Consider the following 17,604-nt stretch of genomic DNA (forward strand, 5'->3'; position numbering starts at 1 on the left):
GGACTTTGGAGTTACCCGATATGAGCATTTCCGCAATCAACGTACGTAATCAGTTCAAAGGCAAGGTCAAGGAAATCATCCGTGGTCCGGTGGTGTCGGAAGTCGACGTGGATACGCCGTTCGGTATCGTCACCTCGGTCATCACCACGCGCTCGGTCGACGAACTCGATCTGAAGGTCGGCTCGGAAGTGGTCGCGCTGGTGAAGTCGACGGAGGTGTCGATCGCGTGTCTGTGAGGCTGATGAGGCCGATGCTGCACGCCTCATTTCGCGTTTGCGCCGCTGGCGGGCGGCTGCCGCATCATGCGCTCGTCGGTGGGTTTGGGCGGACGCTTGACCGGCATGTTGTCCGGATTGCTCGAACCGCCAGCGCCTGAGGCCGCCGCCGGTGGCCTGGCCATGGGGGCGTTGCCGTCCCTGCCGTCCTGCTGAGGAGGCGGGTTGGTCTGGGCGAGCTGAGGCGCGGTTTGTGCGGTTTGCCCGCTTTGTCCGGTTGAAGTTTGTGTGATTTGTGCCGTTCTTGCGGTTTGTGCGGTCTGCACGTGCGAAGGCGTTTGCGCGAACGTAAGCATGCTGCCCGCAGCGGACAACGTGAGCACGATGCTCGCTTTCAATGCTGTGACCGCTGCTGCGTTCAACGTTGCACGCAACGTTTTCAACGCCGCCAATCTGCTTCGCTTCATCTCCTTCTCCTTTGCGCAACCGGCCTTGTCTAACAGGATCACGCGCGTTCGACATGCCGCGTGCGGCACCTTGGCGACACCCTGTACACGCAATCGCTATGCCGCGCCCACATCTGCACACCGCGCCGAAAGTTGCTAGGATGAATTGATCATCCCGACGGGAGACGGCGATGTCCAAGTCATTGAGTCCCGAAGCGATCGAAGCTTTGCGGCGCCTGAACGATGTCGGCGTCGGTCAGACCGCGCCGGCCTTTGCGCAATCCGTCGCGGCCGAATTGCTGGCGAGCGGTCTGGTTACCGAAGCGGGCGGCGGCGAAGTCGAGATCACCTGCAGCGGCCGGCAGTATCTGTCGGGCGATTGCGATTGATCGTCAGGGTAGGGCGGGTTGGAGCGAAGGGCCGTGCGCTGTGCGAGCCGGCGCTCGCTGGGTTAGTGCGGCCGGTTGCGCCGCCGGCTCACGCTACGAGTTACCACGAGCTACCACGGAGGCGACCATGGAACCGAAAGGCCTCGACATGGGCGATTATCAGGAGCGCTATCTGGACTACGACATCGAGGTCGCGGTCGAGCAGGTGCTGACCGGCGTCAAGGCGCATTTCCGGGTGCTGCGGGGCGGGGCCGTGGTGATCGACTGGCGGCTGGTGCGAATCGACAGTCTCTGGCCGACCGAACATGCGGCAGCGGAGGCAGCCTTGCGGGCCGGGCGCGCGACTATCGATGCGGGGTTCGCCGCGTAGCGTCGGCAGTGCTGGGGCGAGATCCACGACACGGCGTCGGACCAACATTTATCGCTGTAAACGCAAACTGGGCGCCGGCATGAATACATCATGCGCGGCGCCCAGTTTTATCCGCTGCCCGTGGCGGCAGCAGATTCAACAACGACTGCTTAGTGGCCGAAGAAAACCGATTGCGGGCCCGAGGTCGCTTCACGCGTACCCGATTGCGTCGACACGCTCTTCACACCGCCGTAAGCGTTCGATTCCGCTTGAGTGCGTTCTGCAGCGACGGTTTGAGCATTCTGGCCTTGTTGCGAAGCCGGTGCGCCGACCGACGGGCGATACGACGGTGCCGGGCCGTAGCCGCTAGCAAAAGCGGGAGCGGCGATCGAGGCAGAAACAGCAACCAGCACAGCGGCGATAAGCTTGGTGTTCATGGTGTGACTCCGTTAAATGTTTCGACTTCAGTTCAGGATGGCGTCGCAGGGGCCGGTGGGGTTTGTCTGCAACGTCGATGGAAGCCAGTGTATACCCCTACTATCGAGAATTTGTACCGATAATTTGAAATTACTGTTCTCGATTCTGAAATAATCGGCCGGAGGCAAGCGGGAGAAGGGCGAGCGATGGTCCGACCCCGATGGGTGGGCGGTTTTGGGGGAGGAAAGACCCAGTCGCGGAGCGGGTTATCGGCGGCTATGCCGGAAAGCGCGGGTGGCAAGTTCGGTTTGTGCGGAGACTTCGGCTCGATCTCCATTGCTCGGCGAGAACTGTTTGTTGTGAGCTATGTAATCCAACTTGAATGTTGCATCTCTAGTTTTTTTGATACAACATATGTGTTGTACTAACCTCTCTCTGACTCACCGAGAGAGGGAGCATGAAGTACAGCGAGTTTAGGAAGTGGCTGAGGAAACAAGGTGCGACCTTCGAGCGGCACAGAAGCGGTTCAAGTCACTATCGGGTCACGCTGAACGGTAAGACGACCATTTTTCCCGATCACGGAGCCAAGGAAATGGGTACCTACCTTGTCGAAGCGATCAAGAAGCAGTTGGGTATCCAATGAGCCGGGGCACCTCAGACCGGTCCGATCGTCCGCGGCCTTTGTATTTTCTTGAAGCGGTACCACTGGAGAATCGTATGTTGTCGTATCCCATCGAGCTGACGCCGGATTCAAATGGCACGCTTCTCGTCACGTTTGCGGACGTGCCTGAAGCGCTCAGTGTTGGAGAGAACGAAGAGGATGCAATCGCGCAGGCTCTCGACGCGCTGGAAGCGGCACTGGAGATCTACTTTTCGGAAAAGCAACCCATTCCGTTGCCGTCCAGGGCGAAGCGCGGCCAGCACGTCGTAACCCTGCCGGCGCTGGTCACATCGAAAGTTCTGCTGGCAAATGAAATGCTGCAGCAGAATGTGCGCAAGGCGGAGTTGGCGCGCCGGCTGAAAGTGAATCAGGTGCAGGTCGATCGCCTGCTCAATCTCAGGCATTCGTCGAAGATCGAGATGGTCGAATCCGCGTTCGCCGTGCTTGGCAGGCGCCTCGAAGTGAGGCTCGTCTGAGCCGGTTTGCCGCATCCTCAATGAAACCCGCTTTGGCGGGTTTTTTATTGTTCTCGCGAAGAGCGGAGGGACTGCGGTCGTGATTTGATAACGAGCTGACTTCGACTCAGCGAACGGTGACGGACGGGTGGCGCATGAGTCCAAGCTGTCGGACGACGCAATAGACTTTTAACGGAGGTCGGTGAAATGGCATTTCTTCGGCTTTGGAAGCGATCCAACTGGTGCGGGCGCTGGCGGATTTACCGGAATCTTCAACGGCCCCGCCGCCTACTGCGATACGGGGCTGACACGGCGGTTACACCGGATGGCTCGGGGCTGCGATGCGATGAGTGGCAATCTCGGGGATGCGCTTGGTAGCGCACCGACTTGGCTTTTTGGCGGCTTGCTCCCGGGTGGCGGCATGACCGGCACGTCAAGCGGCGCGCTCGGCGGCCTCTCGGGTGCAGTAAACGGCGACGCCCCGATTGGAGGCGCAACAATGGGCGGCTTCAACCCTGCGCCCTGGGCGCTGGGGCGCCGGACTCCTTGGCGCCGGCCTGCTCGCAGCGAGGGGAAATCATCAGCAAATGATGGGCGGCGACCCGGTGGGGCATTTCGCTTTTGGGAATCCGGCAGTGAAGTTTGCGCTGCCTCCTACTCAGATGCCGTACATGCAATTTGGCACAACGCCTCGCACCACATGACCGATGCAAACATCGACGCGCTGCCTGATGACAGACCGAAAATAGGCGGCGCGCTGTCTGTTTCAACAGGCGAAAAACAGCGAGTGGGATTATTTCCGGCCTGAAAAAAGGGCGATGACAAACGCCACTACGCGCGCGTACGCGCGCGAGCCGCGCTCAGCGAACTGGAGGCCGCGGGGCCAGTCCAGGTGCTCATTCGGTCTTAATCCAATCTGGCAATCGAAATGCCGGTAATCCGTCCTGGTAGCGCGCGTAAGCCAGCTGAGCCGCCTTCTCAACCCGGCTCCCGCCCATCAGACCTTCATGCTGCGACTGTTCGATAGTTGTCGATATTTGACGCGCGGCGCTACGGATAACCGCATTGCTCTCATTGTCGCTATCGATATAGCTCAAGTAGTATCTGAGGCTGTCTGTGGGGCTTTCTCGCGGTGGCATTGATTAGCTTCAAGAAAGCATCGACCGCGCGTTTGCGGTCATGCAAGCGCCATGCGGTGGCGGCGGTTACGTTGTCTATCAGACCGTACACCAGTCGGCCGCCAAGAACCACGATGAGGGCTGTATCCAAACCGTGGTCGCTGCCTTTGGTCAGCCAATTGAACCCATACGCCAAGATTGCGTATGGAATGAACGCAACCCCAGAAAACCACAACTTCGACTGCGTTTCGCTCATGACATTGCCCCGTGCCGTTTGATTTTACGCGGATGGTAACGGATGACGGACGGCTTGAGTCGATAGCGTAGGCGACCTCTCCGACGTTAGAGAAGAGTCATATAGGACGGCGGGGCTTTCCGACGTTCCGCGTGTGTCAGCCGATTTTCCACAAATGCCCGCACGCGGTGCAGACCGCATAAGGCTGCTGGCGGTCACGCCACCATGCCATGCACTCTCGAAGCAATTCCGTGACTGCGCGGATGATGCCCGCCAACACGGCAGGAGCAATTACCCCGAGCGCGGCGTCTGGGCGAAAGGCCTGCGCCAAGTCTGCCTTTTTGTAGACCGAAGCCGCAAGAGCACCGCACTTGGTGCATTGAATGTACGCCATACAGCCCCTCGTCGAAGACGCTTTGACTAAATCCGGTTACACCGTGGTTACACGGACGCCAGAAAGCAAAAAGCCCAGTCGCAATGACTGGGCTAAGCGCTTGATTCTTTTGGGGTGGCTGATGGGGCTCGAACCCACGACAACAGGAATCACAATCCTGGACTCTACCAACTGAGCTACAGCCACCACTGACATCTGCTTGACTTGCCTAAAAACTCTGGCTCGTCGATGAAGAAACGAGATTATACGAACAAGATTTGCGTTTGCCTAGTCCTTTATTCAAAAATTTCGACTGGCTCACGCAGATGCTGTCTTGCCTCGTCGAAGATGCTCAGATCGCGCGCGGCGAGACGCTTGCTATCCGACAACACGCGACGCCATCCACGCGCGCCGGCTTCGCCACGATAGAGACCGAGCGCATGGCGCGTGATCGCGCCGAGGTAGGTGCCGCGCGCCATTTCAGCCGCGCAATACTCGATCAGTTTCGCTTCGACCTGCTCGCGCGTGAGCGGCGTTTGCGTCGAGCCATAGAAGCGTGCGTCGACCTCGGCCAGCAGATACGGATTGTGATACGCCTCGCGCCCGAGCATCACACCGTCGACATATTGAAGATGCGTTTCCACTTCGTCGAGCGTTTTGATACCGCCGTTAATGATGATCTCCAGTTGCGGAAAATCACGTTTCAACTGATAGGCGTAGTCGTATTTGAGCGGCGGAATCTCGCGGTTTTCTTTCGGACTCAAGCCCTTGAGAATTGCGTTGCGCGCGTGCACGACGAAAACAGTGCAACCCGCCTCGGCGATCGTGCCGACGAAGTCGCGCACGAAACTGTATTCCTCCACGGCGTCCACGCCGATCCGATGCTTGACCGTTACCGGCACCGAGACGGTATCGCGCATGGCCTTCACGCAATCGGCGACGAGTTGCGGCTCGTTCATCAGACACGCACCGAATGCGCCGCGCTGCACGCGCTCGGACGGGCAGCCGCAATTCAGATTGATCTCGTCATAACCCCACTGCTCGCCCAGTTTGGCCGAGCGCGCGAGGTCGGCCGGTTCGCTGCCGCCGAGTTGCAGCGCGACCGGCGCTTCTTCCGGCGTAAACGCGAGATGGCGCGGCACGTCGCCGTGCAGCAGCGCGCCGGTGGTGACCATTTCGGTGTAAAGCCAAGTATGGCGCGAGATCACGCGATGCAGCGAGCGGCAGTGGCGATCGGTCCAGTCCATCATCGGGGCGACGGACACGCGGCGCGGACTGGGAGTTTGAGGTGAAGACATGAGGCGGCCAACGGCTTGATTCAAAACGCCGATTTTACCGCAATGCGTGAAATCGCCGGTCTCGACGGACGACTTTGTCTGCGTCGCCAAATAAGTCTGAAAAACCCGCAACAACGCCGAACGACTCCGAGCAATAGCGTCCCCGCCTCAACGCCCACGTCCCCCCGAGCTACCGCTGCTCCATGAGCTGCCACCACCGTGGGATCCACCATACCCGCCGCCGTGATAGCCACCGCCGCCATGCCAGCCACCACCGTGCCACCCGCCGCGGCCGCGCCAATAGCCGCCACCGCCCCGGTAGTAACAGCAACCGCCCCAGCCGCCCCAGAATCCGACCGAACCATAGACCGGCCCATACGGCGGTCCGTACCCGTAACCATAGTCGGGGTAATACGGTTGCGCGTACCCATACCCGTAGTCATAGGGCGGCGCCACCGCACAAGCGGTGAGACTCGCGGCTGCCGCCAACAGCGCCATCGACACAATGAGCCTGCTCACGATTTTCTCCCGGCGATTTGCCCCTGGCATAAGAATCAGAAAAATCGCGCACGCAGGAGTTCAGCGCCATTTGTGTCCGCAGATTACGGCCGATCTTTCGCGGCCCGCCTCGACGAACCGCCGACCCAGATGCAACGCCTTAGCCGCCACGCATTGCAGAGTCCTTCCGAAGTGTCACCGTGACTTCGTGTTGTAACAGTTAGTTAAAATTTCGAAACGCAACTGTATGGCGCGCCTGTTAATTTCGCGTCAGACAATATCCCTCGAGTTCAGCGCGTGGTTTGCAACCGCGCCGCGCTGAACGACAAGGACGCATCCGCCCACTGCCAGGACCGCTTAATGCGCAGCCTGCGAAAGAAACAGCCGTTAATGAAGCACGATCCACAACCGGCTACCGCATCCGACTGGTGCGCCGAAGGCGAAGCCTGCGCCGCGCGCGGCGACCTCGAAGCCGCCCTGCAGCGCTTCGACACCGCGCGCGCAATCGACCCCGCCAACGTCGTCGTCCATGAGCGCCGCGCCGCGACGCTTGCCGTTCTGAACCGCTTTCCCGACGCCGTGCAGGCGTACCGCGCGGCGATCGCGCTCGACCCGCTGAACGCGGACACGTATCACGGCCTCGGCTGGTGCTTCGAGCAGATGCACCGGCTCGAGCCCGCGCTGGAAGCCTATCGCGAAGCCGTGCGCCTCAATCCGAAGGCCGACGGTTCGCACAACAATCTGGGCAACTGTCTGCACGCGCTCGGCCGCTTCGACGAAGCGCACGAAGCCTATCGTCACGCGATCGAAGCCGCGCCGACGGCGCCGCTCTATTACCGCAACTTCGTGCAGTCCAAGCGTCTCGCCGTCGACGATCCGGTGTTCGCGGCGATGGAGCATCTGGCGAACCATGCCGATTCGATGACGCGGGAGAATCAGTCGGAGATTCATTTTGCGTATGGTCAGGCGCTGTCCGATATGGGCCGCAACGACGAATCGTTCGACCAGTTTCTGATGGCCAACGCGCTGCGCCGTCCCGGCGTGCGTTATGTCGAAGCCGAGGCGTTGAGCCTGTTCTCGCACCTGCCGCAGTTGCTCGGTGCGGAGGTGTTGGCGGCCAAAGGGGGCTTGGGCGATGTGTCGGCGGCGCCGATTTTTATCGTCGGCATGCCGCGCTCGGGTTCCACGCTGATCGAACAGATTCTGGCGAGCCATCCGAAGGTGTTCGGCGCCGGCGAGCGCACGGAATTCGGCGAGGCGCTGGTGAGCGGCATCCATCGCGGCATGGGCGATCCGTTGCGGATCGATATCGAAGGGTTGCCGCACGCCGATGCCGCGCCGTTGCGCGCGCTCGGCGCGGACTATCTGCGGCGCATCCATGACGCAGTGCCGGAAATCCAGAGTACGATGCCGGACGGCGAGCGCTACGCGCATTTCGTCGACAAATACCCGTTCAACTTCATCAACGTCGGGCTGATTCATCTGGCGCTGCCGAACGCGCGCTTCATTCATAGCAGTCGTTCGCCGCTGCAGACCTGCCTGTCGATTTTTTCGCGCATCTTTCATGACGTGCCGTTCGGTTACGATCTCGGCGAACTGGGCCGTTACTACCGCGCCTACGATGCGTTGATGAAGCATTGGCAGAGCGTGCTACCCGAGGGCGTGATGATCGAAGTCAAATACGAAGAACTGGTCGGCGATCTGGAAGGTCATGTGCGCGGCATCCTCGCGCATTGCGGGCTCGAATGGGACGAGCGCTGCCTGTCGTTTCATCAGACCACGCGTCAGGTGAGCACGGCCAGCGCGACCCAGGTGCGTCGTCCGATCTACAAAACTTCGCTGCAACGCTGGCAGCCGCGTTCGGCCCTGCTGCAGCCGCTGTTCGATGGGCTGGGTCCGGAGTTGGCGGCGGCCGACGCGAACGTCGCATCGGTCGGGTCGGGCACGGTAGAGGCAGGCCGTCCAGAACATCCGGAGCATCCGGCATGAGCGCGTCGCGTGGTGCGGTGATCTGGATGACGGGCCTGTCCGGCGCGGGCAAATCGACCCTGGCCAACGCATTGCATCAACGCCTCGACGACAAGGGGCAGGCGTCGATCGTGCTCGACGGCGACGTGCTGCGGCGTGGCTTGAATGCCGACCTCGGCTTCACGCACGAGGACCGCACCGAAAACCTGCGCCGCGTCGCGCACGTCGCGGCGCTTTTCATGCAGCAGGGTTTCATCGCGATTGCCGCGGTGATTTCGCCCGAGCATCGGCATCGGCGCGCGGCGCGTGAGATTGTCGGCGAAGGGTTTGTCGAAGTCTTCGTGAACGCGCCCCTGGCGGTGTGCGAGGCGCGCGACGCGAAGGGACTTTACGCCCGCGCGCGACGCGGTGAAATCCCGCATTTCACCGGTATTTCCGATCCTTTCGAAGCGCCGCTCGCCGCCGACGTGGTGATCGAATCCGATCGCTTGCCGGTCGACCAGGCGGTAGACCGGTTGCTTGCACATATCGCGCAGGGCCGGTTGCCGGCTTAACGCGTATTCTGCCGACGCCGCGCAACCACAGTATCTCGCAGCTCGCGCGGCGCGAAACCCTCAAACCCGCGCGAACTCATTGACCTGGCGCGCGCCACGGCCGAGGCTCGCGCACGTCCGCGTTCAATGCAGCAGGCCCGGATGATGCAAGGCAGGGTACACGCCGATGATAAAAGCCGCGTAGATTGCGGCCATGGTCACGCCGGCGGCGGTGCCCCAGATATCGCGCGACGCGGCGCCTTGACGGAAATGCACGGGCAGTCCGACCACCAGATAGCCGATCAGAAAAAACGCGAGGACCGCACGCACCGGCGAGAGATCGTGGCCGATAAATTCCAGCAGTGCGGAGAGACTGAATTCAGACATGAAGAGGCAGACAATGACACGTGCGAGGGAGTGTGCAAACCATGGTTCAACCCACGCTGCAAACCATTCAGGACGCGCGAGGGCACATGCCGATTTAAGTCCACGCGAGCGCGCGGTGCAAGAAAAAGTCTGTATGAATTTGTACAAGCCTACATTGCTTGCACGTTGCCTGCGCAACGACTTTCATCCGGCTTTGCTGTACTTCAACCCGCTTTCAGCGCACGGCTCCCTCACGTCTCACGCATGCGTTTTGCGACGCATGATAAGGATGTCAGCGCTTACGTAAAGGCTCGAGTAACGGCTTCAAACCGTTGTGATCGATCTCTTGCATCAAGGCGATCAGCCGGCCGATTTCGCCGGGTGGAAAGCCTTGACTGGCGAACCAGTTTAGATAGTGACCCGGCAGGTCCGCAATCACGCGTCCTTTATATTTCCCGTAGGGCATCACGCGCGTGACCAGCAGTTCGAGGAGTTCGGGATTCATCGTGAGAAGGTCGGCGAGAAATGCGGTGAGCGCAGGAGCGGGTGAGGGCGGCCGACGTTCGACATGCGACGTTCGACATTCGCCAGCCCCGCATTTTAGCCTCGCTGCAGGGGATTCGCCGGCATGGTAACGTCGCCGGTTCCGTTCACACACTCAACAGGACAGTTCGATGGAATACCGCAGACTCGGCGACTCCGATGTGCAGGTCAGCCTGATCGGTCTCGGCACCATGACATGGGGCGAGCAGAACACCGAACAGCAAGCGCACGCGCAGATCGATTACGCGCTCGATCACGGCATTAACCTGATCGACACCGCCGAAATGTATCCGGTGCCGCCGCGCGCTGAAACGCAAGGCGCCACGGAGCGCTACATCGGCACGTGGCTCGCGCGGCATCGCAGCGCGCGCGAGAAGATCGTGCTGGCCACCAAGATCGCCGGCCCGGCGCGGCAACCGCATAACCCTCGCCATATTCGCGGCGCGGGCAACCAGTTCGACCGGCCGAACCTTACCCAAGCTTTGAACGACAGCCTGAAGCGTCTGCAAACGGACTACGTCGATCTGTATCAACTGCACTGGCCGGACCGCAGCACGATGACGTTCGGCCGCCCCGCGTATCCGTGGGTCGACGACGAGTACACCGTGCCGATCGAAGAAACGCTGGCGGTGCTCGCCGAATTCGTGAAGGCCGGCAAGGTCCGTCACATCGGTGTGTCGAATGAAACGCCGTGGGGCGTCGCGCAGTTTCTGCGTGCGGCGGAAAAGCTCGGCTTGCCGCGCATCGTCAGTATCCAGAATCCGTATAGTCTGCTCAATCGCACCTATGAGGCGGGACTGTCGGAATACGCGCATCGCGACAACGTCGGCTTGCTGGCCTATTCGCCGCTCGCGTTCGGCTGGTTGTCGGGCAAGTACGAGGGCGGCGCGCGCCCGGCCGGCGCGCGCATCTCGCTGTTCGAACGCTTCCAGCGCTACAGCAAGCCGCAAGCGGTGCAGGCGACCACCCGTTACGTGGCGCTGGCGAAGCGTCACGGCCTGTCGCCCGCGCAATTCGCACTGGCGTTCGTGAATAGCCGGCCGTTCGTGACCAGCAATCTGATCGGCGCGACCTCGCTCGATCAGTTGAAGGAAAACATCGCCAGCATCGAAGTGAAACTGTCGCCGGAAGTCCTCGCGGAAATCGACGCGCTGCACGAGTTGCAGCCGAATCCGGCGCCTTGATGCGTTGATGTGTCGACGGTACGGGCGAAGTTCGCAGGTCAGCGGATCTTCAGCTTCGCCCGCACCGCGTAAAGCGCCAGCAAACTCGCCACCGCGCAGAACATCAGATAGAACCCCGGCGCAAGTTTATTGCCGCTCGCGTCGATCAGCCACGTGATCACGAACGGCGCAAAGCCGCCGAACACCGTGACGCCGATGTTGTAGCTGACCGAGAGACCGGTCGCGCGTGTCTGCGTCGGAAAGATCTCCGACATCAATGCGGGCAACGCGCCAAAATACGTCGCCTTCAGGATGCCGATCCAGATCAGCGCAAGCAGCATCGTCCCGAACGACGGATGCGCGTTCATGTACATGAACGCGGGATAAACCGTCAGCAGCATCAACACGCCGGCGCACGCCATGATCCGGATGCGCCCGAGCGAATCGGACAGATGACCGGCGAACGGCGTCAGCACCGTCAGCACGATACCGGTGGCGAGCGTCGCGGCAAATCCGGTCGAGGCGGGGAGATGCAATTGCTTGATCGCATAGGTCGGCATGTACAGGATCATGTAGTTCGCCGCCGTTGAAATGATCAGCGAGCCGACCGCCAGCAGCATGCGCAGCTTCTGCGTGCCGAACAGATCGCGCAGCGGCGTACGGGCTTTCGGTTCGGCGGCGAACTCCGCGCCTTCGTCCACGTAGCGGCGAATATAGAAACCGACCGGACCGATCGCGAGGCCGAACAGAAACGGCACGCGCCAGCCCCATGATTCGAGTTGCGCCGTGGTGAGCTGGCTCGTCAGCAGCGCGCCGAAACCCGACGCAAGCAGCGTGGCGAGACCTTGACTCGCGAACTGCCAGCTCCCCATGAAGCCGCGCCGCTCAGGCGCATGTTCGACCAGAAACGCGGTCGAGGCGCCGAACTCCCCGCCCGCCGAAAATCCCTGCACGAGGCGCGACAGCATGATGCCTGCCGGCGCCCACAAACCGATCGCCGCATACGGCGGCATCACGGCGATCGTCAACGTGCCGACCATCATCAACGCGATCGACAGCAACAGCGACGCCTTGCGTCCGGCGCGATCCGCGAGCGACCCGAGCACGAGTCCGCCGAGCGGGCGGATCAGATACGAAATGCCGAAAGTGCCGAGCGTGAGCATCAGCGAAATGGCTTCGGTGCGCGCCGGAAAAAACAGCTTCGCGATCGTCACCGCGAAGAAGCCGTAGACGACGAGGTCGAACCATTCGAGCGCGTTACCGATCGACGCCGCGAGAATGATGCGATGGGCTTTGGCGGCGGACGGCCGCGCGGCGCTGGCTTGCAAGGTGGACGTGATCATCGTGAGCGTGTCTCGTGACGGATACGGCGGAGCGAGTGTCGCGGGCCCGGGGCGGACCTGGTGGCCGCCCGGGCATCGCGGATTTTTTCGTGCGGGTGTGCCTCAGGCCGTGGTTTTCAGATGCGGCGAGTTCTCGCCGAGATCCCAGAACAGGCCCGCCATGATCTGCAGACCTTCGCGTACCACGGGCCCGAGCAGATGCTCGTTCGGTGCGTGCTGGGAGCAGGCCGGGTACGAGTGCGGCACCCAGATGGTCGGCAGACCCAGCGTGTCGGCGAAGACTTCGTTCGGCAGCGTGCCGCCCAGGTTCGGCAGCACGGCGGTTTTCTTGCCGGTGGTCTGTTCGAGCGACCCGACTGCCCATTTGACCCACGGGTCGTCCGGATCCAGGCGCGTGGCCGGCGCGCCACGCTCGACGTCGATCTGGACCAGCGAAAAACCGTGCGTATCCAGATGCTCGCGCAGATATCGCTCGAGGTTGTGCCAATCGGTGCCGACCACGAAACGCAACTGGCAATGGGCGAAGGCCGAGGCCGGAATCGCGTTGACCGGGTTCTCCGGATTGCCCGCCTTGAGGGCCAGCACTTCGAAGCTGTTCCAGCCGAACACGCGTTCCGGCGCGCTCAGGCCTGGCTCGCCCCAGTTGTCGTCGACCTCCGGGTCGCCGGGGCCGCCGCCGACGGTGATGTCCGCGAGCGCACGGCGCACGGCGTCCGAAATCGGCGGCGGGCGCAAACCGTCGACGGCGATCACGCCGCGCGCATCGACGAGACTTGTCAGCGCGTTGGCCAGCACCGTGGCCGGATTGCGCAGCAGCCCGCCCCAGTTGCCGGAGTGATGCGCGCCGTCACGCAGGTTCAGCGACAGCCTGAAGTTGACCGAACCGCGCGAGCCGAGGAACACGGTGGGGCGGCGCGCGGCGAGACGCGGACCGTCGGAGGCGATCAGCACGTCGGCGGCGAGTTCGCCCGCGTACTCGCGGCACACCGCGTCGAGCCCCGGCGAGCCGGTTTCCTCGCCCATTTCGATCAACAGCTTCGCGTTGAAGCCGAGCTGGCCGCCGCGCGCGCTCAGCACGCTCGCCAGCGCGGCGAGGTTGATGCTGTGCTGGCCTTTGTTGTCGGCAGTGCCGCGCCCATACCAGCGTTCGCCTTCGATCGTCACGGCCCACGGCGTGAGCGGCGCGCGCCACTGGCTGTCGTAGCCGCGCACCACGTCGCCGTGGCCGTAGATCAGCACGGTGGGCAGGTGCGCCGCTTCGTGGCGTTGCGCGATCAGGAACGGCCCGAGCCCTGTCACCGGGTTATCGACGATGCGCGACGTGAAACCAAGCGCTTCGGCTTCGGGCGCGATTTCACCGGTCAGATACGACAGCAGCGTCGCGGCGCGATCGCTTTCCTGACTCTCGGTGCGATAACCCACCCGGCGGGTGAGATTCTCGAGAAAGGCGCCGGATTCGAAATGCTGGGTGGCGTGTTCGATGGCCTCGTTGCGGCTCATGGTGTCTCCAATGCGGGGCGGAATGCGGATGCGGGGCAAGGTGCAGCATCGAACCGATTCTAGGAGGCCGTTTTTTTTGTCACAATGATCGTATTTCGAAGCTTGCGTTGCCGAAAAGGCAAAGCTTGAGAGGCGCCCCATGACACTGTCCCTGCACGGCATCGCACTGCGCTATTTCGTCGAAGTGGCACGCACCGGCTCGATCAGCGACGCGTCCGCACGCCTGCACGTCGCGATCTCGGCGATCAGCCGGCAGATCGCGCGGCTCGAAAGCGAACTCGGCGTGGCGTTGTTCGAACGTCGCCCGCGCGGCATGGCGCTCTCCGAAGCCGGCGAGCGGCTGCTCGCCTACGCGCAGCGCAGCCTGCTCGAAGCGGAACATGTGGTGAAAGAGATCGGCGGCCTCGAGAGCCTGCACGGCAGCATGATCAAGATCGTGAGTTCGGAAGGGTTCGCCGCGGATTTCCTGCCCGGCGCGATGGCCGCTTTTCGCCGCCAGTATCCGGGCATCGACTTCACGCTGTCGGTGATGTCGCCGGGCGAGGCCACCCGCCGCGTGCGCGACGGCGACGCCGATCTCGCGCTGACCTTCAGCCTCGCGCCGGAGAAGGGCGTCAAGGTCGAACATACCGAGCGTGCGCCGGTGCTGGCGCTGCTACGCGCGGATCACCCGCTGGCCGCGCGTGCCAGGGTGTCGCTCGCCGATCTGCGGGTTTATCCGCTGGTGCTGCCTGTGCCCGGCACGACGATTCGCCAGTTGATCGACATTACCTGCGCGCTCGAAGGCATCCTGCTCGAACCCGAGCTCACCTGCAACAACAGCGGCGCCATGTACCGCTACGCGCAGAAGAGCGGCGCGATCATGTTCACGGGCCTGCTGTCGGTGCGCGACCGTTATGCCGGCGACGGCTTCGTGGTGATGCCGCTGACCCATCCGCAATTGCGTCAGCGCAGCATCCAGGTGCAGACCATGGCGGGGCGCGAACTGCCGTCGGCGGTGCGGGCATTTCGCGATTATCTGATCGCGGCAATCGGCGGGGCTGAAGCGGCGGACGGCGGCATGCCCAAGGCGGCGCGCAAACGCAGCCCGCGTGGCCGCCGGGGTTCGAAGCCGGGCGCGAGCCGATAGGCGCGTGCAGTGGACGCGCCCATGGTCAATTGAAAGCCAAATGTCCCTGCCGGAACGCGAATCGCGACCTAAACTGTGGTGGACGGGGCGGGCTGTCGAATTGCGGTGCGCGGTGTGCGACGAAGCAATGCATGCCCGAGGACGTCCCTTTTAGGGGCGCCAGTGGTAGGATTCAGCCCGAAAAATGGCGAGCGGCGCGCAAATCGCAACGGCGCGCTGCCCACAACAGAGCGATAGGACTCAGGACATCGAATGGCGCAACAAAAAACCAACCCAAAACTTGAGCAGGCGCTGACGCGCGGGGACCTGGCGATCCGTCAGGCAAATTCGGCACGGGCGACGGCACTGCTGCGCGCGCTGGGCAAGATGATCGTGGAAGCCTCGGCAACGATCGGCGTGGAGGCTTTCACGCTCATTCCCGACGGCGACAAGATCTACGATCCGGCCGATGGCCTGTGGCCCCAGGAACTGCAGATTTCGCTCGACGGTCCGGTCGAGGAATCCGATCCGGACGAAGTGCGCACGGTGCGTCTGATCGCGGACGATCCGGCCACGGTGTTCCGTGTCGAATGGCAGCGTGCCGACGGCAAAATCGGCCGTCAGGATGGCGGACCGTTCGCGACGGTCGCGTTTATCTCCGACGTGGATATTCCTTGGACGGACGACGAAGACTGAGTGCAAATCCGCCGCATTCAAAGGCCCGAGCCTATTTCATCATCCTGCGGCGGAACAGCACCGCCGCAACGATAAACCCGCCCACCGCGTACACGGCCAGCACCGCCAGGTGCAGAGCGGCATGCTCGACCGGCCGGCCGAGCATCGCCGGGCGGATCAGATCGACGGCGTGCGCGAGCGGCAACACACCCGTGACCGCGCGCGCCGCGACCGGCAATTGCGAAGTCGGAAAGAACACGCCGGAGAGCAGCATCATCGGCGTCAACACGAGCGTCTGATAAAACATGAAGAAGTCGTACGACGGCGCGAGCGCCGTCACGATCATCGCGACGCTCGCGAACGCGAGGCCGGTGAGTACGATGACGGGCAAGGCGAGCAGCATCGACGGGAACGTCGCATAGCCCAGCGAGCCGGCCACCAGCATGATCGCCACACCCGACAGCATCGATTTACTGCCCGCCCACATCACTTCACCCAGCACGATGTCGCCTAGCGTCAGCGGCGTATGCATGATGGCTTCCCACGTGCGCTGCACGTGCATGCGCGAGAAGCCCGAATACATCGACTCGAAACTCGCCGACATCATCACGCTCGAGGCCACCGTGCCGGCCGCGAGGAACGCGATATACGACACGCCGTCGACATGCCCGACCATGATCCCGAGCCCGAAGCCGAGACCGAACAGATAGATCATCGGATCGGCCAGGTTGCCGAACATCGACGCGATCGCGAGCTTCTTCCACACCAGAAAATTGCGCCGCCATACCGCGACCCAGTTCACCGCGTTGGTCGGAAACGCGGCGAAGGGCGCCTGCGTCGAGGGTTTGTCGCTGGGGGCCTGGTCCGGGGTGTCGTAGGTGCGTGCGTCCATGGCGTGTCTCGTGCTGTTTTGTCCGAAGGGTGTGCCTTCGAGCGTTGTTATGGCGATCACGGGCGGCGCTCGGTAGCCGGCGTCCTGCCCGTGATACGCGCGATGCTTGCCACAGGTATGAATACCCGATGCATTGGCCCGCAACGATCAGTCCTGCATTTCGCGACCGGTGAGTCGCAGAAACACGTCTTCCAGATTCGCCGGCCGGTGCAGATAGCGCAGATCGGCGCGCTGTTTGAGGCGGGCATGCACCGGTTGCGCGTCGTTCACGTAGCAGAACAGCGTTTCGCCACTGATCTCCGTACGCTCGACCAGCGGCGCGAGCTCGTCGCGCAACGCCACCGGATCGGGGCCGAAAATCTCGATCACATCGCAGCCGATCTCCGATGCGATCAACTCGCTCGGCGCACCTTCGGCGATCTTGCGGCCTTCTTCGATCACGCAGAGCCGGTGGCAGAGCCGTTCGGCTTCTTCCATGAAGTGCGTGGTCAGCAGAATGGTCTTGCCGCGCGCGAGCAGCGAGCGCAGCCGCTCCCAGATCAGATGCCGGGCCTGCGGATCGAGGCCGGTGGTGGGTTCGTCCATGATCAGCACGTCGGGATCATTAACCAGCGCGCGCGCCAGCGTGAGGCGCCGCTTCATGCCGCCCGACAGTTCGCTCACGCGGGCGTCGGCCTTGTTTTCGAGCCGCGCGAATTCGAGCAGCGACGGCACCATCGCGCGGCATTGCGCGGCGCTCAAACCGAAGTAGCGGCCGAACACCAGCAGGTTTTCGCGGACGGTGAAATCGGGATCGAGATTGTCGAATTGCGGCACCACGCCGACCCGCGCTCGCGCCACGCGCGCGCGGCCCGGAATCGGCTCGCCGCACAGACGGATCGCGCCGGCATCCGGCGCGGCGATGCCGAGCAGCATGCGCAACGTCGTGGTCTTGCCCGCGCCGTTCGGCCCGAGCAGGCCGAAGCACTCGCCGGCGTTCACATGAAACGACAAGCCGTCGACGACCGTCTTGTCGCCGTAGCGCTTTTTGACCTGATGGAATTCAATGGCGGCTTCAGACATGGATCGAACGAGACTCCG

Annotated in this window: 23 protein-coding genes and 1 tRNA gene; 11 read left to right on the plus strand and 13 right to left on the minus strand. The window is 62.5% G+C overall.

What is annotated here, in order from left to right; all coding sequences use genetic code 11:
* Nucleotides 1–20 precede the first annotated feature (20 nt).
* Nucleotides 21–236 (plus strand): TOBE domain-containing protein, encoded by a 216-nt coding sequence (locus BX591_RS06970; RefSeq protein ID WP_111929956.1) that lies wholly within the window; start codon nucleotides 21–23, stop codon nucleotides 234–236.
* Between the two features lie 26 nt (nucleotides 237–262).
* Here BX591_RS06970 and BX591_RS06975 read toward each other — a convergent pair whose 3' ends face one another.
* Complete coding sequence (locus BX591_RS06975) at nucleotides 263–682, minus strand: hypothetical protein (protein ID WP_244146864.1); 420 nt, start codon at nucleotides 680–682, stop codon at nucleotides 263–265.
* A gap of 170 nt (nucleotides 683–852) precedes the next feature.
* On the opposite strand from BX591_RS06975, the gene BX591_RS06980 reads away from it, so the two are divergent.
* Nucleotides 853–1,050, plus strand: coding sequence for a hypothetical protein (locus tag BX591_RS06980; RefSeq protein WP_111929957.1), 198 nt, complete (start codon nucleotides 853–855; stop codon nucleotides 1,048–1,050).
* A gap of 127 nt (nucleotides 1,051–1,177) precedes the next feature.
* Nucleotides 1,178–1,420, plus strand: coding sequence for a hypothetical protein (locus BX591_RS06985; RefSeq protein WP_111929958.1), 243 nt, complete (start codon nucleotides 1,178–1,180; stop codon nucleotides 1,418–1,420).
* 149 nt (nucleotides 1,421–1,569) lie between these two features.
* On the opposite strand, the gene BX591_RS06990 is transcribed toward BX591_RS06985, so the two are convergent.
* Nucleotides 1,570–1,836, minus strand: a complete 267-nt coding sequence (locus BX591_RS06990; RefSeq protein WP_111929959.1) for a hypothetical protein — start codon at nucleotides 1,834–1,836, stop codon at nucleotides 1,570–1,572.
* Between the two features lie 437 nt (nucleotides 1,837–2,273).
* Between BX591_RS06990 and BX591_RS06995 the strand changes: the two genes are divergently transcribed.
* The 3 genes from BX591_RS06995 to BX591_RS36025 all read left to right on the plus strand — a co-directional run bounded on the left by BX591_RS06995 (nucleotide 2,274) and on the right by BX591_RS36025 (nucleotide 3,740).
* Nucleotides 2,274–2,459 carry a type II toxin-antitoxin system HicA family toxin gene (locus BX591_RS06995; RefSeq protein ID WP_111929960.1) on the plus strand — a complete coding sequence of 62 codons (186 nt, stop codon included), beginning with the start codon at nucleotides 2,274–2,276 and terminating at the stop codon, nucleotides 2,457–2,459.
* 74 nt (nucleotides 2,460–2,533) lie between these two features.
* Complete coding sequence (locus BX591_RS07000; RefSeq protein WP_111929961.1) at nucleotides 2,534–2,953, plus strand: type II toxin-antitoxin system HicB family antitoxin; 420 nt, start codon at nucleotides 2,534–2,536, stop codon at nucleotides 2,951–2,953.
* Between the two features lie 181 nt (nucleotides 2,954–3,134).
* Nucleotides 3,135–3,740: a hypothetical protein gene (locus tag BX591_RS36025; RefSeq protein WP_146749738.1), complete on the plus strand. Its 606-nt coding sequence runs from the start codon at nucleotides 3,135–3,137 to the stop codon at nucleotides 3,738–3,740.
* Between the two features lie 272 nt (nucleotides 3,741–4,012).
* Here the strand turns inward: BX591_RS36025 and BX591_RS07005 are convergent, their stop codons facing one another.
* The 5 genes from BX591_RS07005 to BX591_RS07025 all read right to left on the minus strand — a co-directional run bounded on the left by BX591_RS07005 (nucleotide 4,013) and on the right by BX591_RS07025 (nucleotide 6,454).
* Nucleotides 4,013–4,306, minus strand: coding sequence for a hypothetical protein (locus tag BX591_RS07005; protein ID WP_111929962.1), 294 nt, complete (start codon nucleotides 4,304–4,306; stop codon nucleotides 4,013–4,015).
* 136 nt (nucleotides 4,307–4,442) lie between these two features.
* The gene (locus BX591_RS07010; protein ID WP_111929963.1) at nucleotides 4,443–4,679 is read right to left on the minus strand and encodes a hypothetical protein; all 237 of its coding nucleotides are present in this window, start codon (nucleotides 4,677–4,679) and stop codon (nucleotides 4,443–4,445) included.
* Between the two features lie 110 nt (nucleotides 4,680–4,789).
* Nucleotides 4,790–4,865, minus strand: a tRNA-His gene (locus tag BX591_RS07015).
* A gap of 89 nt (nucleotides 4,866–4,954) precedes the next feature.
* The gene (gene dusA, locus BX591_RS07020) at nucleotides 4,955–5,956 is read right to left on the minus strand and encodes a tRNA dihydrouridine(20/20a) synthase DusA (protein ID WP_111930252.1); all 1,002 of its coding nucleotides are present in this window, start codon (nucleotides 5,954–5,956) and stop codon (nucleotides 4,955–4,957) included.
* Between the two features lie 147 nt (nucleotides 5,957–6,103).
* Nucleotides 6,104–6,454, minus strand: coding sequence for a hypothetical protein (locus BX591_RS07025; RefSeq protein ID WP_111930254.1), 351 nt, complete (start codon nucleotides 6,452–6,454; stop codon nucleotides 6,104–6,106).
* A 369-nt stretch (nucleotides 6,455–6,823) separates the two neighbouring features.
* Here BX591_RS07025 and BX591_RS07030 point away from each other — a divergent pair, with 369 nt between their 5' ends.
* Nucleotides 6,824–8,422 carry a tetratricopeptide repeat-containing sulfotransferase family protein gene (locus BX591_RS07030; RefSeq protein WP_111930256.1) on the plus strand — a complete coding sequence of 533 codons (1,599 nt, stop codon included), beginning with the start codon at nucleotides 6,824–6,826 and terminating at the stop codon, nucleotides 8,420–8,422.
* Nucleotides 8,419–8,955, plus strand: a complete 537-nt coding sequence (gene cysC / locus BX591_RS07035; protein ID WP_111929964.1) for an adenylyl-sulfate kinase — start codon at nucleotides 8,419–8,421, stop codon at nucleotides 8,953–8,955. Before BX591_RS07030 ends, cysC begins: the two co-directional genes overlap by 4 nt.
* Before the next feature lie 123 nt (nucleotides 8,956–9,078).
* Here cysC and BX591_RS07040 read toward each other — a convergent pair whose 3' ends face one another.
* Together BX591_RS07040 and BX591_RS07045 are read right to left on the minus strand one after the other, a co-directional pair.
* Complete coding sequence (locus BX591_RS07040) at nucleotides 9,079–9,321, minus strand: hypothetical protein (RefSeq protein WP_035550623.1); 243 nt, start codon at nucleotides 9,319–9,321, stop codon at nucleotides 9,079–9,081.
* A 271-nt stretch (nucleotides 9,322–9,592) separates the two neighbouring features.
* Nucleotides 9,593–9,805, minus strand: coding sequence for a DUF3820 family protein (locus BX591_RS07045; protein ID WP_111929965.1), 213 nt, complete (start codon nucleotides 9,803–9,805; stop codon nucleotides 9,593–9,595).
* A 169-nt stretch (nucleotides 9,806–9,974) separates the two neighbouring features.
* Here BX591_RS07045 and BX591_RS07050 point away from each other — a divergent pair, with 169 nt between their 5' ends.
* Nucleotides 9,975–11,027, plus strand: a complete 1,053-nt coding sequence (locus BX591_RS07050; RefSeq protein ID WP_111929966.1) for an NADP(H)-dependent aldo-keto reductase — start codon at nucleotides 9,975–9,977, stop codon at nucleotides 11,025–11,027.
* 38 nt (nucleotides 11,028–11,065) lie between these two features.
* Here BX591_RS07050 and BX591_RS07055 read toward each other — a convergent pair whose 3' ends face one another.
* Both BX591_RS07055 and BX591_RS07060 read right to left on the minus strand, forming a co-directional pair.
* The gene (locus tag BX591_RS07055; protein ID WP_111929967.1) at nucleotides 11,066–12,349 is read right to left on the minus strand and encodes an MFS transporter; all 1,284 of its coding nucleotides are present in this window, start codon (nucleotides 12,347–12,349) and stop codon (nucleotides 11,066–11,068) included.
* Between the two features lie 102 nt (nucleotides 12,350–12,451).
* A complete protein-coding gene (locus BX591_RS07060; RefSeq protein WP_111929968.1) occupies nucleotides 12,452–13,849 on the minus strand; it encodes a M20 family metallopeptidase in 1,398 nt (465 codons plus the stop codon).
* Between the two features lie 139 nt (nucleotides 13,850–13,988).
* On the opposite strand from BX591_RS07060, the gene BX591_RS07065 reads away from it, so the two are divergent.
* On the plus strand, nucleotides 13,989–14,978 hold the full coding sequence (locus tag BX591_RS07065) for a LysR family transcriptional regulator (RefSeq protein WP_111929969.1): 990 nt from the start codon (nucleotides 13,989–13,991) through the stop codon (nucleotides 14,976–14,978).
* Nucleotides 14,979–15,230: 252 nt separating this feature from the next.
* Nucleotides 15,231–15,653, plus strand: a complete 423-nt coding sequence (locus BX591_RS07070; protein ID WP_105508387.1) for a hypothetical protein — start codon at nucleotides 15,231–15,233, stop codon at nucleotides 15,651–15,653.
* A 31-nt stretch (nucleotides 15,654–15,684) separates the two neighbouring features.
* Here the strand turns inward: BX591_RS07070 and BX591_RS07075 are convergent, their stop codons facing one another.
* Nucleotides 15,685–16,524, minus strand: a complete 840-nt coding sequence (locus BX591_RS07075) for an ABC transporter permease (protein WP_111929970.1) — start codon at nucleotides 16,522–16,524, stop codon at nucleotides 15,685–15,687.
* A gap of 147 nt (nucleotides 16,525–16,671) precedes the next feature.
* Nucleotides 16,672–17,586 (minus strand): nodulation factor ABC transporter ATP-binding protein NodI, encoded by a 915-nt coding sequence (nodI, locus tag BX591_RS07080; protein ID WP_111929971.1) that lies wholly within the window; start codon nucleotides 17,584–17,586, stop codon nucleotides 16,672–16,674.
* Nucleotides 17,587–17,604: the final 18 nt, after the last annotated feature.

Source organism: Paraburkholderia bryophila (assembly GCF_003269035.1).
Taxonomy (GTDB): Bacteria; Pseudomonadota; Gammaproteobacteria; order Burkholderiales; family Burkholderiaceae; genus Paraburkholderia; species Paraburkholderia bryophila.